Raw genomic sequence first — 15,397 nt, 5'->3', positions numbered from 1 at the left:
GGAGGGATGAGATGCAGGATTGGTTGACAATGACCGCGTGTGATTTGGGCCGTGGCATTGGCATGGGGCAGATCGATCCGGTCGAACTGACGGAAACCTACCTGTCCGCTATTGACGCTCATCCGCATCGGGACCGCATCTATGCCCGCGTCACCCACGACCGCGCCCGGGCCGAAGCGGAAGCCGCTCGGCAACGCGCGCAACTGGGCCTGCGCCGGTCGCTGCTGGATGGCGTCCCGATCAGTTGGAAAGACCTGTTCGACACCACCGGCACCGTGACCGAGGCGGGTTCGGCTTTGTTGAAGGATCGCGTGCCGGATGCGGATGCGCTGGTGCTGCGCAATGCGACTCAGATGGGCACCGTTTGCCTGGGTAAAACACATATGAGCGAGCTGGCCTTTTCCGGCCTCGGGTTGAATCCGATCACCGAAACCCCGCCCTGCATTCATGACGAGGCAGCAGTGCCCGGAGGGTCGTCTTCGGGGGCGGCGGCCTCGGTCGCGTGGGGGTTGGCGGCGTGTGGCATCGGCTCGGACACGGGTGGTTCGGTGCGTATCCCGGCGGCTTGGAATGATCTGGTGGGGCTGAAAACCACTGCGGGACGGCTCAGCCTGGAAGGTGTGGTGCCGCTGTGCCTGCGTTTCGACACGGTTGGACCTGTGGCGCGTTCGGTCGAGGACGCGGCGCATGTGCTGGCTCTGCTCGAGGGGGGAACACCTGCCGATCTGCGTGGTGCTTCGCTGAAAGGGCGCCGTTTTGCCGATTTGCAGAACATTGCCAAGGACGACCTGCGCGACACACCGCGCAAAGCATATGACGAAGCCGTGGCCAAACTTGCCGACGCGGGGGCCGAGATCGTGCCGTTGGAAGTGCCCGAGTTGAACGAGGCCATGACGTTGACCAGCATCGTATACACGACCGAGGCCTATGGGCTGTGGCGCGATGTCATCGAAGCCAATCCCGAGGCAATGTATCCCGAGATTCTCGAACGCTTCCGCATTGGCATGGGTTATTCGGGCCCCGACTATGTGGCGGCCTGGGCCAAACTCAAGGCATGCCGCAGCGCCTGGGACGCGGCAACCGCCGGGTTTGATGCGGTTCTGGCGCCGACAGCGCCGATTTTGCCGCCCAATCTGGAGCGCTTGCTCAGCGATCATGACTATTACGTAACCGAGAATCTTCTGGCCCTGCGGAACACGCGGATTGGCAATCTGATGGGGCTGGCGGCGCTGAGCCTGCCCACCGGAACGCCCGGCTGCGGGTTGATGATGCTGGGCTATCCCGGCTCGGAAGAGGCGTTGTTGCGGCTGGGTTCGGCAGCGGAAACGGTGCTGGCCTGAATGCCACAATCCCCTGATTCGGAACCTCTTTGTCTGGACGAAGAGGGACCCGGGCTGTAATCTGCCAAAAAAACGGGGCGCCAATGACCCCGATATTGAGGCAGTATTATGGATTTCCCCGAGCGGTTTTCGAACCTACCGGCTTATGCATTCCCGCGTCTGCGCGCCCTGTTGGATCACCACCAGCCGGGCGGTGATGTCGTTCACATGACCATTGGTGCGCCGACACATGATTTTCCGGCTTGGGTGACGGATGTCATCTTGGAAAACGCCGCCGGGTTCCAAGGGTATCCCCCGAACGAAGGGTCGGATGACCTGCGCACGGCGATCACGGATTGGATCAAACGGCGATATGGGGTTCAGATGGACCCTGATGCCAACGTGATGGCGCTGAACGGCACGCGCGAGGGGCTATACAACGCGGCCATGGCTTTGTGCCCGGAACAGAAGAACGGTCAGCAGCCGATCATCCTGTGCCCGAACCCGTTTTATCAGGTCTACATGGTCGCCTCGCTGTCGGTGGGCGCGCAGCCTTATTTTGTGCCCGCCACCGCCGCGACGGGCCATCTGCCGGACTATGCCGGCCTGCCTGCGGACGTGCTGAACCGCACCGCCGTGGCCTATATCTGTTCACCCGCCAATCCGCAGGGGGCCGTTGCCTCGCGCGAGTATTGGGCCGACCTGATCCGTCTGGCCGAGCAGTACGATTTCCGTATTTTTGCGGATGAGTGTTATTCCGAGATTTACCGTGAAGAAGCCCCGACAGGTATTCTGACTGTCGCGCAGGAACTGGGCGCTGATCCTGAACGGATCACGCTGTTCAACTCACTTTCTAAACGTTCGAATCTGGCCGGTTTGCGGTCGGGGTTTATCGCCGGTGGTCCAAAGACGATCAAACAGGTCAAGCAGCTGCGCACCTATGCCGGGTCGCCTCTGCCTCTGCCCTTGCAAGCCGCCGCAGCAAAGGTTTGGGCGGATGAGGAACACGTTCGCGAAAACCGCGCGCTGTATCAGGAAAAATACGCCATTGCGGATGAGGTATTCGCAGGCGTGCAGGGCTATATGGCGCCAGAGGCCGGTTTCTTTCTGTGGCTGCCGGTCGACAACGGCGAAGACACCGCATTGAAGGTCTGGAAGGACACCGGGGTTCGGGTCCTGCCGGGCGCATATCTTTCACAAGGTGATCCGGGGAACAACCCGGGCAAAGGCTTTATCCGGGTTGCATTGGTAGCCCCAAAAACAGAGTTGCAGCGTGGTCTGATCACTCTCCGCGACTGCATCTATTCGTGAGGTACGAGGGCAAAATGGCATCATATAACGCGCGCAATCGCGATCCATTGTTGGACAGCACCACGCAAGCCGCCTTGGAGCGACGCAGCAAGGAACTGATCGGCATCGCCCTTATCCTGCTGGGTTTGGCTGCGGCGGCGATGATCTGGTCCTACACCCCCGATGATCCGAACTGGATGGTTTCGACCGACGCGCCGGTGCAGAACTGGATGGGGCGGATAGGCGCATCGATCGCTGCGCCCCTTTTCATGATCGTGGGCTGGGGCAGCTGGGGTGTTGCGCTCGTGCTGATTGGTTGGGGTTTGCGTTTCGCGGGTCATTTCGGTGAAGACCGCGCCATTGCCCGGTTGATTTTTGCCCCGATCTGGATTGCCGTTGTCTCGGTGTATGCCGCGACGCTCGTTCCTGATGCAGACTGGCGCGCGACCCACAGTTATGGTCTGGGCGGTCTGTTCGGCGACACGGTTATGGGCGCGTTGCTGACGCTGCTGCCGATTTCGTCACATTTTCTGGTGAAGCTGATGTCGCTGGCCATGGCGGTCGGGATGATTGCGCTGGGTATTTTTGTGCTGGGTTTCACCAAAACCGATGTCAAGCGGGGTTTCCGCGCCTTCTTGCTGGGTCTGGTGATGGCATATGACATGCTGATGACCCTGATGGGCCGTGGTGCAGCCTCGGCTGCGCAGGCAGCACGAGATCGCCGCGCGCAATGGGAAGAGCGCAAACTTGCGCGAACCGCAGCGGCCGAAGCCGTGTTCGAGGATGATCTGGCTTATGCCGATCCAATCTTTGAAGAACCCGAACTGGAAAGTCCCGAACCTCCGGTCAAGTCCGGTCTGTTGGCGCGCATGCCGTCACTTATCAGACGCCCCGATCCCATGCCCGAGCCAGAGCTGGTCGATCCGGAACCAATCGCGGGTTTCGACGAAATGCCGGGCGAGGATCGCATCCGTTCGAAAATCTCGGCTGCTGTGCGCAATCGCAAAGTGGCCACAGGTGAGTTGACGCCCGAACCCGACCCGAACCTTCCGCTGACCAAAGGCCGTGGCCGCCGCCCGGGGCCGCTGATCCTGAACACAAGCCAGCCCGATGGCTTGCCGGCGGAACCGCCGGTGACAGCAGCAGGACTGCCGCCCGAGCCACCCGTAACAGCGGGTGATAAGCCAGAGTGGCAAGAATCCACGCCGGTTGAAAACGCGCCCGCGCCTATGCAGACCCCCTATGCGCCCGAGCCGGATGTGGAGGATGAGGTATTCGAGGATGTCGAAGAAGCTGTTTTGCAACCGCGCCCGGCGATGAAAATCCCGGTAGCCGAACCGCGCAAGCCCGTGGTCGCGCAACCGGTACGCCGTACACCGCAACCGTCTCGCCGCGCACAGGCCGAGGCACAGCCTGCACTATCCTTTGAAGAGCGGCACTCGGATTTCGAACTGCCACCTCTGGGCCTTTTGTCGAATCCGGCCAGCATTCAGCGCCACCATCTGAGCGATGAAGCCTTGGAAGAAAACGCGCGGATGCTGGAAAATGTGCTGGATGATTATGGCGTGAAGGGTGAGATCGTCAGCGTTCGCCCGGGCCCGGTCGTCACCATGTACGAACTGGAGCCCGCTCCGGGGCTGAAGGCAAGCCGCGTGATCGGCCTGGCCGATGACATCGCACGTTCGATGTCGGCCCTGTCGGCGCGGGTTTCGACCCTACCGGGCCGTTCGGTTATCGGTATCGAACTACCGAACGAAAATCGCGAAATGGTGGTTCTGCGCGAAATCCTGGCCAGCCGTGATTTCGGCGATGGCAACCAGGCACTGCCGTTGGCCTTGGGCAAGGATATCGGCGGCGAGTCCGTCGTGGCGAACCTGGCGAAGATGCCGCACTTGCTGATTGCGGGAACCACGGGTTCGGGTAAATCAGTGGCGATCAACACGATGATCCTGTCACTGCTGTACAAGCTGACACCGGATGAATGCCGCCTGATCATGATCGACCCGAAAATGTTGGAACTGTCGGTCTACGACGGTATCCCGCATCTGCTGTCGCCTGTTGTGACCGACCCGAAAAAGGCGGTGGTCGCCCTGAAATGGGTCGTGGGCGAGATGGAAGATCGCTATCGCAAGATGTCCAAAATGGGCGTCCGCAACATCGCAGGCTATAACGGCCGGGTGAAGGATGCGTTGGCCAAAGGCGAGATGTTCAGCCGCACGGTGCAAACCGGGTTTGACGATGAAACCGGTGAACCAACGTTCGAGACTGAAGAATTCGCGCCCGAAGCGATGCCCTATATCGTTGTCATCGTCGATGAGATGGCCGACCTGATGATGGTGGCGGGAAAGGAAATCGAAGCCTGCATCCAGCGTCTGGCACAGATGGCGCGGGCCTCGGGCATTCACCTGATCATGGCCACACAGCGCCCCTCGGTCGACGTGATCACCGGTACGATCAAGGCGAACTTCCCAACGCGGATTTCCTTCCAGGTGACGTCGAAAGTCGACAGCCGCACCATTCTGGGTGAAATGGGGGCCGAACAGCTGCTGGGGCAGGGCGACATGCTTTACATGGCTGGCGGTGCCAAGATTACCCGCTGCCACGGGCCCTTTGTCTCGGATGAAGAGGTCGAGGAAGTCGTCAACCACCTGAAACAGTTTGGTCCACCGGACTACATTGGCGGTGTTGTCGACGGTCCGGCCGAAGAAAAGGCTGACAATATCGATGCCGTTTTGGGCCTGAACACTGGCGGCAATACGAACGGAGAGGACGCGTTGTACGATCAGGCGGTGGCAATCGTGATCAAGGATCGCAAATGCTCGACCTCGTATATTCAGCGAAAACTTGCCATTGGCTACAACAAAGCTGCACGGCTTGTTGAGCAAATGGAAGACGAAGGTGTTGTTTCGTCAGCAAATCATGTCGGGAAACGCGAAATCCTCGTCCCCGAGCAATAGGATATTTAATAACAAGGGCAGAAGACCTATCTGTACGGCATGAAACAGATTGCTTTTGCCCTTGCTTTGACACTGGCCGCACCCGCCGCATGGGCGGCGGAGAAGCTGCCGCTCTCGCAGATTTCCAATTACCTGAACGGGTTGAAGACGGTTCAGACAACATTCACCCAGGTGAATGACGATGGCTCGCTGAGCACCGGCAAGCTGTGGATGCAGCGCCCCGGCAAGATGCGGTTTGAATATGACCCGCCCAACAGTGCCGTGGTGCTGGCAAGATCCGGAAGTGTTCAGATCTTTGATCCGAAATCGAACCAGCCGCCCGAGCAATACCCGCTTAAGCGCACACCACTGTCCATCGTGCTGGCGCGAAACGTGAACCTGAGCCAGGCAAATATGGTTGTAGGTCACAGCTTTGACGGCACGGCCACCGTCGTCACCGCGCAGGATCCCAAGAACCCCGAAGCGGGTCGGATCGAACTGATGTTCACGGACAATCCAGTCGAGCTGCGCAAGTGGGTGATTCACGACAATGCGGGCAGCCAGACGACGGTATTGCTGGGCGCCCTGAATGAAGGCGGTCGCCTTGATCAGAAGCTGTTCTCGGACAAAAAGAGAAGCGGGTCAGGCAATCGCTGACCCGCTTGTACGTATCAATACCGGCAGTTCGCCAACTGTGCCTGATATAGTTGTGCGCGTGCGTCCACGTCATTGGCAACGTTCAACAACCAGGATTTGCTGTTGTAGCTGCCACGGGCGTAGCCTGTATGGCCTTCGTGATAGGCCAGGTACTGATTGCGCGTATCTGCCGGGTGGATACCGTTACGCTCGTAGCTTTTGTTCATGTACCAGCCGATAAAATCCGAGGCGTCGCGAATGCGATCGCGCTTGGCCCGACGTTTTCCTGTTTCGCGCTGATATTGTTCCCACGTGCCGTCCAGTGCCTGACCATAGCCGTAAGCGCTGCTTTGACGGCCCATTGGGATGACGCCCAATACATATCTATGCGGAGTGCGCGCATCATGCCTGTACCGGCTTTCCTGATAGATGGTCGCCATCTGAACGTGAACCGGAACGCCCCATTTGCGCTCGGTGTTCTTGAAGGCTTTGATATAGTCGGGTTTTTCACGCGCAATACTGCACGCATCGTTTAATCTGCTGGGCGGCTGTTTAGAGCCGCCCCCACAGGATGCCAGAAGCAGCACCCCCAGGAGTACGAAAAGAATTCTGCTCATGTGCCTCGTGCCTTTTTTGTGTATTCTAGCGCAGATTGAGCGCTTAGGAAATCACAATCGCTATAAAATGATAGCCAGAATAGCCGGTAACGCCGCAACGGAAAGCACGGTGGACACCATGACCATGCCGGCGACGGCGTCGGAATCGGCCCCAAACCGTTCGGCCAACAGGTAAGAGGTTACTGCAACCGGCGTACAGATTTGAAGAACCAGAACGCCAAATGCGATCGTATCCAAATCAAACCATCGTCCGATTCCCCATCCCAGCGTAAAGCACACCGCCAGTTTCAGCGCTGACAGCCACAGCGCCCGCCCCAGGCTGTGCGAAGTCAGGCGGGCGATTGCCACACCCAACGTGACCAACATCAGCGGGACAGCCATTTGCCCCAAAAGCTCCAGCGTGTTGGTCAGAAATGTCGGCGTCTGCCACCCCTGCCACAAAAACACTGCGCCAAGGATCGTCGCCCAGGCCATTGGTTGGCGCGCAACCTGTCCCCACGCCCCTTTCCCGGCGACCAGATAAATCCCGTAAGTGAAAGAAAACAATGCGGTAACTGACAGAAAGACAACAGCATATCCCAGACCAATCTGACCAAAGGCAAAGATGCACAGCGGCAGGCCCAGATTTCCGGTATTGCCGAAGATCAAAGGCGACAGATATGTTCGCGGGTCCAGTCTCAGCCCTCGAACGATCAGCCAGAACAACACCGCCAGCAGCAGATTTGCGACCAGTGTCGCCATTGTGAAGCGCGACAGATCATTGCCCGGGATCTCGGTTTGCATCAGGGCAACAAAGATCAGACTGGGCATTGCCAGCATCGTTGCAAAGCGGGTGACGAATTGCAGGCGGTATTCGAAACCCAGCTTAACCCATGTAAAACCAACAGCCGCCAATAGAAAAACCGGCGCCACGATTTCGAACACTGTCAGTATAAGGTTCACAGACTGTTTCCCTGATTTTCACATCAATGATTGGCTTTTCCGCCCGGAAACGGGTAAAAAAAGCGTTGGGGGCTGATACAATGCTAAAGACACGTGCAAAATACGGCTTGGGCCAGGTGGTTCGTCACAAGAAACACCCTTTTCGAGGGGTGATTTTTGACGTGGATCCCGAGTTTTCGAATACCGAAGAATGGTATCAGGCCATTCCGGAAGACAGCCGCCCAAGGAAAGAGCAACCGTTCTACCATCTGCTGGCCGAGAACGACCAATCCTTCTATGTTGCTTATGTTTCAGAACAAAATCTGGTTGCAGACTATTCAGGCGAACCGGTCGAGCACCCGGATATTCCCAATATGTTCGGACCGTTCGAAGATGGTGCATACCCCCTGCATTTCCACCTGAACTAAGTGCGCCGAACCGGCGGGCGTAAGTCTGCCGCAGATCAGTATCCAAGGGCGCAGCCATCCTTGCGTGGGTCGCTGGCACCCTCCAAAACACCGTCTTTTCGGATTCGGATCGCTTGCGCTCCGCCAAGTGGTGTTTCCGGCATCTCAATATTATGGCCGATATCGGACAATTGTTTCGCGATCTCGTCGCTGTAGCCACGCTCCAGTTTCAGAACTGATCCGTCAAAGAAGGCGCGTGGCGCATCGATGCTTTCCTGCAACCCAAGCCCGAAATCGACAAGATTTGACACGAAGCGCGCGTGTCCGGTTGGCTGATAGGCGCCGCCCATGACACCAAATGGCATCGTGACCCGACCGTTCTGCGCCAACATTCCCGGAATGATCGTGTGCATCGGGCGTTTGCCGCCGCCCAGTTCGTTGGGGTGGCCGGGCTGCAATGTGAATCCTGCCCCGCGGTTTTGCAGCAATATACCGTATTTTCCCGACGCGATACCGGATCCAAAGCTGTGAAAGATCGAATAGATCAACGAAACAGCCATTTGGTCGCGGTCGACGACGGTGATGTAAACCGTGTCCTTGTGAACCGCTTCGGTCAGAGGCGCCGCAGCAGGCATCGCCTTTTGGGGATCGATCAAAGCAGCCAGTCTGGCAGAAATATCCGGATCCAGAAAGCGCTCTACTCTTGCCATGTGGTCGGGATCCGCGATGAACCGGTTTCGAGCGTCATAGGCCAGTTTGGTGGCCTCGGCTTCGATATGAATACGCTCCGCTCCGAATGGATCCATCGAGGCCATGTCAAAATGCTTGAGGATATTCAGTAGCAAAATCGCGGTTGCGCCCTGACCGTTCGGCGGATGTTCCACCAGATCCACACCTTTGTAGGCCCCATGTATCGGCTGCGTTTCAGTACATCTTGTGTGATGAAAGTCCTCAGCGGAATGGACACCACCCCTTTCCGAAAGCGCGGTGATCATATCATCGGCGATTTCACCTGAATAGAACGCGTCGCGCCCGTGGGCCGCGATCTGGCGCAATACCTTCGCCTGTCCCGGCGCACGGAAAACCTGCCCGATCGACGGGGCTTGCCCGTCAATCAGATAGTGGTCGCGGGCGGCGCCCTGAAGTGTTGCGGCACCTGATTTCCAATCGAAAGCGACCCGAGGAGCCACCGGAACACCCGCTTCAGCATAATGAATCGCCGGCTTCAAAATCGCGCCCAACCCCAGGCGACCCTCGGTCTGGGCCAGGTGGCAAAAGGCATCGACGGCTCCGGGAATGGTCACGGCATCCGGCACGCCCAAAGGTACGGATGACAGGCCCTGATCGCGCAACATCTGGGACTGCGCGGCAGCCGGTGCGCGGCCCGATCCGTTGAGCGCGCGTATCCTGCTTTCGCCGGCACGATTGAACAGAACGAAGCAATCGCCGCCCAATCCGGTCATCTGTGGTTCGCAAATCCCCAAAAGAACAGCCCCGGCAATCGCGGCATCCATCGCGTTGCCGCCCTGGCCCAAGATATCGATGGCCACTTTGGCCGCCAGCGGATGCGACGTCGCGCACATGCCTTGCGTGGCAAAAACTTCGGATCGGCCCGGATTATGCAGATCACGCATGGCGAATTCTCTCTCGTTAGAACAAGAGAAAGCTATTCACTGATCAGCGATTGTCCAGCGATTTCAGGATGGGAAGTTCCTCGGCGCCATTCACTGGGTGGGGGCTGTGATATGTGGCGCCGAGGGAAGCTATCTGAGCTACGAGTCACTGTATGGTGGTTGTTTGCGGCGCGACAATGTTTCGAAAATGACCTTATTGTGACCAATTGTGGTCGATCACCCGTTGGGTTCAAAATCAAACCGCAGGGACAGACGATTGCATCCACCGCGCCGCTCGTACCGGATATCACTGGTGAGGCGATGGATCAGGAACCAGCCGAACCCACCTTCGGGGAGGTCCTGTAGATCCGTTCCAATCGGAGCAGGGGTGCCATCCGGAAGTCGGTATCCAGGCAGCGGGCGCCCCGTATCCGAGATCAAGATGTCCAGAAGATCCCTGTCCAGCCGGCAGGTGACCTGAACCTTGGCCGCGGCGATGCCATTGTAAGCGTGTTCCACGACGTTGTTGATGGCTTCAGCCAAAGCAATCTTCACATCGCCGGCTTTATGCGGGGGCAATCCCCGTTCCGCCAGACCGACGCTAAGCTTTGCAATGCCCTCGCTGGCCTCTGATTCCGTCGCAGGGAAGGTCAATTCCAGGCAGGTCTTGTTTTCAATCGGCTCCACGCCATCTATCCCCTGCTGCCGTCAGGCGTCTGTCTCTGACAACGCGTCATCCAGAGTTTCAAAAAGTCTGAAAACCGTATCCATGCGTGTCAGGCGAAAGACTTTTTCGACCACTGGCTGCAACCCGGCCAGATCAAGCCTCCGGTCTTTTCCCAGCTGTTTCATTGAAGCAACGATTGCACCCAGACCGCTGGAGTCAATGAACTCGACATCGGACAGATCCAGCACAACGCGATGAGCGCTGTCCTCGGTATTGGTGCGCATGTCTTCCTTGAACTGAATGGCCATTGCAGCATCGATCCGGTCGGCATGAACGGTGATGATCTGAGTTTCGCCGGTTGTCTTGCTGGTCAGCCCCATGATCCTGCCGCCTTCCAAACTGAAATTGAGTCGTAGAAATACGCTAGACGGCAATTCTTACCATTCGGTATTCAAGAGCCCGAAAGCAGGAGGAAAACCCGGATGAGAGACGTTGTTATAGCAGGGGCCGCCCGTACACCGATGGGCGGGTTTCAGGGCATGTTTGACGGTGTTGCTGCGGCTGACCTCGGGGGCGAAGCAATCCGCGCGGCTTTGCAGCAGGCAGGGGTGCAGACGGTCGACGAAGTGCTGATGGGCTGCGTTTTGCCGGCGGGGCAGGGCCAGGCACCTGCGCGGCAGGCCGGATTCGCGGCGGGATTGGGCGAAGAGGTACCCGCCACGACGCTGAACAAAATGTGTGGTTCCGGGATGAAGGCCGCTATGATGTCCTTCGACCAAATTGCATTGGGTCATGCAGATACGATGGTTGCGGGCGGCATGGAAAGCATGACCAACGCGCCCTATCTTCTTCCCAAGATGCGCGGCGGTGCCCGCATTGGCCACGGTCAGGTGGTTGATCACATGTTCCTCGACGGCCTTGAAGATGCCTATGACAAAGGCCGCCTGATGGGGACTTTCGCCGAAGACTGTGCCGAGGCGTATCAGTTCACCCGTGAAGCACAGGATGAATACGCGCTGCAATCTTTGTCCAACGCGCTGTCTGCGCAGGAAAATGGCGCATTCGATCAGGAAATCACACCCGTTACCGTCCGGACGCGCAAAGGTGAAATTCTGCTGGAGACAGATGAGCAGCCAAAATCCGCCCGCCCCGAGAAGATCCCGACGCTGAAGCCTGCGTTCCGCAAGGACGGTACGGTGACGGCCGCCAACTCGTCTTCGATTTCGGACGGCGCGGCGGCGCTGGTTCTTGCGTCGGCAGAAACCGCCGAAGCGCGGGGCATGACGGTTCGGGCCCGGATTTTGGGGCATGCGAGTCATGCTCAGGCCCCCGGCCTTTTCACGACGGCTCCGGTTCCGGCGGCGCAGAAGCTCTTGTCACGCATTGGCTGGAGCAAGGATGACGTCGACCTGTGGGAAGTGAACGAGGCCTTCGCGGTTGTGCCGATGGCTTTCATGCACGAAATGGGCTTGCCACGAGACAAGGTGAATGTGAATGGCGGCGCCTGCGCCCTAGGCCATCCCATCGGTGCCTCGGGTGCCCGCATCATCGTTACGTTGTTGAATGCGCTAGAAAAACGTAACCTCAAACGGGGCGTCGCGGCGATCTGCATTGGCGGGGGGGAAGGCACGGCCATTGCCATCGAACGCGTTTGACCCTTCATCTTTTTCCAAATACTCCGGGGGTTCGGGGGCCGTGCCCCCGACCATCCGAAGGGGTTGCAATCAATGACTGCCGATTATGAAACGCTTGCCAAAACCATCGCGGCCCTGACCGAAGGCGAAACGGACCAGGTTGCTCTTATGGCGACTGTCGCCTGCGAGGTTCACCATTCCGACGATCGGTTTGACTGGACCGGGTTTTATCGTGTCACCGAACCGGGCGTTCTGAAGATCGGCCCTTATCAGGGTGGGCATGGTTGTTTGGTCATCCCGTTCGAACGGGGCGTCTGCGGTGCCGCCGCAAGAACGGGCGAAACGCAACTGGTGCCGGATGTCGATGCGTTTCCGGGTCACATCGCCTGCGCCAGCTCAACCCGGTCCGAACTGGTTCTGCCCGTGCGGGATTCGTCGGGACAAGTCATCGCCGTTTTTGACATTGACAGCGACCAGCCGGATGCTTTCACGCAACAGGATGCGCAAAATCTGGAAGGCATTTTGACCGCAGTGTTTGCCGGGCACTGACCGCTGCGGTCGTTGCGGATGTGCATCAACCCAAGGGATTCCCGGGCGAATGAAGGGCGCGGCTGACTTCATCTTGCAGGCTTCGAAGCGATCTCCTATCAGAATCCATAGCGAAGTTTCGTTTTGGGGTGTTTCTCAGGGATGCAAGAGTCTGACATCAATCCGACGGTCGCAGATGAAGCGCCTCGAAAAGGGATCAGACGCGCCCATATGGCGACATTCCCGGATCGCATCGGCGTATTGCCCCATTCGGTGGCAAGCATCGCGCATCAGGTCGACAGAGTTTTCATCTGCCTGAACGAATATCAGGAAGTTCCCGATTTTCTGGGTGAGTTCGACAACGTCACCGCCGTGATCCCCGACCGGGATTACAAGGATGTCGGCAAGTTCATCTTCCAACCGGATCCTGCAGATACCGTTTTTCTGGTCGACGATGATATCGAATATGCGGACAACTATGTCCGTCAGACCATACGCCGGGCGCGGGGCGTCGGACTGGAAAAGCGTGTCTTCGGCTATCATGCCACGACGTTCACAAACCCGACGCCCAAGTCGATACGGCAGCGCACGTTGTTGCGTATGAACCAACGGCTGACCTACTCGACCAGGGTGCACCAGCTGGGAACCGGAACCGTCATGGTGTCCGGGTCGCTGTTCCCGACACTGGAATACATGGAAGGCAGCGAGAAGTTCGTCGATGTGCGTTTTGCCCGTTACTGTTTCGAAAATGGAATCGAAATGTGGACGCTGCCCAGAAATCGCCGCCGCTTTCCCAGCTTGCTTGCCGGGCTTGAGCCGGAAAAGCGCGAAACGATCGCCGACAGTTTCACCCGTCGTTGGCCTCAACATGTGTTGGATGAAGTGAAGGTTTTTGCCGGTCTTCAATTCTAAGGCCGGGCGGGCTTTGCACGATCCAGGCTTTTCCAGATCTGTTTCTGTCGCGAAGGGTTTCGCATGTCGCCGCAGCACGACGGGGCAACGATATGTGCTGTCTTTTTGAAATGAAGCCCTTGTACGGCAAACACTGAAATCCGGCTGCTGCGCCCCTGCGGTTTTTCTGGTGTTTCAGGGGCCTGTGCGCCTTCTGCTCCTCAATTCTGTCTTTCGCACACGATGATGATCGACACCCCATTTTAACCGGGCGTGAAAAAACGCTTGGAAATTTCACCGGCTTGCTTCATCGTGAAAAACGAAGGAAGAATTTCACAAGATTCGGAGCGGCCTGTGAACAGCCAAGCCCCCCAAAGCGCGACCCTTGGTGCTGACCTGAGGGCCTTGCGCAAGGCCCGAGGGTTGACCCTGACCGAGATCGCAACTCGGCTGGATCGCTCTGTCGGTTGGTTGAGCCAGGTCGAGCGCGATTTGTCCGAGCCTTCAATCTCGGACCTGCGCCAGATTGCCGAATGCCTCGGCGTGCCAATGTCGATGCTGTTTGCGCATTCAGCCGCCCCTGCGAACGAATTGGGCTACGTTGTGCGCGCCGGGTCGCGTCGCCCGATGGGGTCGGGCGAAGAAGGGCTGATCGAAGAGTTGCTGTCGCCGGATCTGACTGATGATTTCGAAATGGTGCATTCCACTTTCGAGCCAAATTCACGGATGCAGACACCGGCCAACCGCCCGACTCAGGAAGTGGGCTATATGATTTCAGGTCGATTGAATCTGACGATCGGGTCGCGTGAATTCCTGGTGGGGCCGGGCGACAGTTTTCGGATCAAACATGAACCTTATCAATGGGCCAACCCCTATGAAGAGCCTGCAGTGGCCATCTGGGTCATTGCTCCGCCGGTGTACTGATGTCATTCGAGGCGTGGTCCATTTTCGCGCTGTTCTGGGTGGTATTCGTCACCACACCGGGGCCTAACGCGGTCAACTGCATCTCGAACGGGATGAGCCTGCCGTTTCCAAAGGCCATGATGGGTGTATTGGCCATACTGACGCAGGCTAGCATGTTTTTGATCCTATCCGCGCTGGGCGTCACAGCCCTGATTGCGGCTTCTCCGACCGGGTTTTTCGTGGCCAAGTTGGTCGGTGCGGGCTTTCTGATCTGGTTGGGCCTGCGGGGATGGATGAATGCCGGCAAGCCCGCTCCGGTCTCGGAACGCCCGGCCCGGCACGTTTATCTGCACGCGCTGGCAGTGGCCACGATCAACCCAAAAAGCGTCGCGGGCTATCTGGCCGCGTTTTCGCAATTCGTGCAGCCGGACGTGCCGATCTGGCAGCAGATGGTCGTGATTATGCCAACCGCACTATTAATCACAACGCTCAGCTATACCGGTTTTACCGTGTTGGGCGCTTTGATGGGCAAGGCGGCACTAGGCGCAGTATTCAACATCTGGGTGCGCCGGGTGATGGCGGCCTGTTTCATAATCTACGGCGTGTTGTTGGGAATCAGCACCGCGCCTGCGGCAAGGGGGTAATCTTATGTACAGAGGGTCCTGCCTTTGCGGTTCAGTTGCATTCACCATCGACGGAGACCTTTCACCGCCTTCGGTCTGCCATTGCGGGCAGTGCCGAAAGCAATCCGGCCACGTCTGGGCCTCGACCACGACCCATCAGGACAACCTGAGTTTCTCGGCCCGCGACACGCTGAAGTGGTTCCGTGCATCAGACATCGCACGGCGCGGGTTTTGCAGCAAATGCGGTTCATTCCTCTTCTGGCAACATACCGAAGAGGACACGATTTCGATTGCCATGGGCGCGTTCGATGCGCCCACGGGCCAAAAGCTCTCGAGGCACATCTTTGTGGCTGACAAGGGCGACTATTACGACATCACGGACGATCTGCCCCAACGGGCACAGTAACAGGGA

The 15,397-nt window shown here is 58.2% G+C and carries 16 protein-coding genes; 11 read left to right on the top strand and 5 right to left on the bottom strand.

Annotated elements, in window-relative coordinates; all coding sequences use genetic code 11:
- The first annotated feature begins 11 nt into the window (after positions 1-11).
- The 4 genes from ACR0I0_RS17820 (at position 12) to ACR0I0_RS17805 (ending at position 6,202) form a co-directional block, all read left to right on the top strand.
- Entirely contained in the window at positions 12-1,340 is a 1,329-nt protein-coding gene (locus tag ACR0I0_RS17820) for an amidase (RefSeq protein ID WP_171724919.1), read from the top strand.
- Positions 1,341-1,448: 108 nt separating this feature from the next.
- Complete coding sequence (locus ACR0I0_RS17815; RefSeq protein WP_480492421.1) at positions 1,449-2,630, top strand: aminotransferase class I/II-fold pyridoxal phosphate-dependent enzyme; 1,182 nt, start codon at positions 1,449-1,451, stop codon at positions 2,628-2,630.
- Positions 2,631-2,644: 14 nt separating this feature from the next.
- Positions 2,645-5,566 carry a DNA translocase FtsK gene (locus tag ACR0I0_RS17810; RefSeq protein WP_480492419.1) on the top strand — a complete coding sequence of 974 codons (2,922 nt, stop codon included), beginning with the start codon at positions 2,645-2,647 and terminating at the stop codon, positions 5,564-5,566.
- 39 nt (positions 5,567-5,605) lie between these two features.
- Entirely contained in the window at positions 5,606-6,202 is a 597-nt protein-coding gene (locus ACR0I0_RS17805) for a LolA family protein (RefSeq protein WP_170345603.1), read from the top strand.
- Between the two features lie 14 nt (positions 6,203-6,216).
- Here the strand turns inward: ACR0I0_RS17805 and ACR0I0_RS17800 are convergent, their stop codons facing one another.
- Positions 6,217-6,798, bottom strand: coding sequence for a transglycosylase SLT domain-containing protein (locus ACR0I0_RS17800; protein ID WP_152459251.1), 582 nt, complete (start codon positions 6,796-6,798; stop codon positions 6,217-6,219).
- A gap of 60 nt (positions 6,799-6,858) precedes the next feature.
- Positions 6,859-7,740, bottom strand: a complete 882-nt coding sequence (locus ACR0I0_RS17795; RefSeq protein WP_480492417.1) for an AEC family transporter — start codon at positions 7,738-7,740, stop codon at positions 6,859-6,861.
- A gap of 80 nt (positions 7,741-7,820) precedes the next feature.
- On the opposite strand from ACR0I0_RS17795, the gene hspQ reads away from it, so the two are divergent.
- Complete coding sequence (gene hspQ, locus ACR0I0_RS17790; RefSeq protein WP_050604943.1) at positions 7,821-8,147, top strand: heat shock protein HspQ; 327 nt, start codon at positions 7,821-7,823, stop codon at positions 8,145-8,147.
- A 35-nt stretch (positions 8,148-8,182) separates the two neighbouring features.
- On the opposite strand, the gene ggt is transcribed toward hspQ, so the two are convergent.
- The 3 genes from ggt to ACR0I0_RS17775 form a co-directional block, all read right to left on the bottom strand.
- Complete coding sequence (gene ggt / locus ACR0I0_RS17785; protein WP_480492415.1) at positions 8,183-9,760, bottom strand: gamma-glutamyltransferase; 1,578 nt, start codon at positions 9,758-9,760, stop codon at positions 8,183-8,185.
- A gap of 216 nt (positions 9,761-9,976) precedes the next feature.
- Positions 9,977-10,426, bottom strand: coding sequence for an ATP-binding protein (locus ACR0I0_RS17780; protein WP_152459248.1), 450 nt, complete (start codon positions 10,424-10,426; stop codon positions 9,977-9,979).
- Positions 10,427-10,447: 21 nt separating this feature from the next.
- Positions 10,448-10,786, bottom strand: coding sequence for an STAS domain-containing protein (locus ACR0I0_RS17775; RefSeq protein WP_171637735.1), 339 nt, complete (start codon positions 10,784-10,786; stop codon positions 10,448-10,450).
- Between the two features lie 102 nt (positions 10,787-10,888).
- On the opposite strand from ACR0I0_RS17775, the gene ACR0I0_RS17770 reads away from it, so the two are divergent.
- From ACR0I0_RS17770 to ACR0I0_RS17745, 6 genes are all read left to right on the top strand, one after another.
- Positions 10,889-12,061: a thiolase family protein gene (locus ACR0I0_RS17770; protein ID WP_171724924.1), complete on the top strand. Its 1,173-nt coding sequence runs from the start codon at positions 10,889-10,891 to the stop codon at positions 12,059-12,061.
- A gap of 72 nt (positions 12,062-12,133) precedes the next feature.
- Complete coding sequence (locus tag ACR0I0_RS17765) at positions 12,134-12,589, top strand: GAF domain-containing protein (RefSeq protein ID WP_171724925.1); 456 nt, start codon at positions 12,134-12,136, stop codon at positions 12,587-12,589.
- 141 nt (positions 12,590-12,730) lie between these two features.
- Complete coding sequence (locus tag ACR0I0_RS17760; RefSeq protein WP_171637729.1) at positions 12,731-13,480, top strand: hypothetical protein; 750 nt, start codon at positions 12,731-12,733, stop codon at positions 13,478-13,480.
- A 333-nt stretch (positions 13,481-13,813) separates the two neighbouring features.
- Entirely contained in the window at positions 13,814-14,383 is a 570-nt protein-coding gene (locus ACR0I0_RS17755; protein WP_171331727.1) for a helix-turn-helix domain-containing protein, read from the top strand.
- Positions 14,383-15,006, top strand: a complete 624-nt coding sequence (locus tag ACR0I0_RS17750; protein WP_480492413.1) for a LysE family translocator — start codon at positions 14,383-14,385, stop codon at positions 15,004-15,006. Before ACR0I0_RS17755 ends, ACR0I0_RS17750 begins: the two co-directional genes overlap by 1 nt.
- A 4-nt stretch (positions 15,007-15,010) precedes the next feature.
- Complete coding sequence (locus ACR0I0_RS17745) at positions 15,011-15,391, top strand: GFA family protein (protein WP_171637723.1); 381 nt, start codon at positions 15,011-15,013, stop codon at positions 15,389-15,391.
- Positions 15,392-15,397 lie beyond the last annotated feature (6 nt).

This window comes from Ruegeria sp. AG6 (assembly GCF_056541565.1).
Note: the sequence above shows the minus strand (reverse complement) of the source record. Positions and strands in the feature narration are given on the sequence as shown.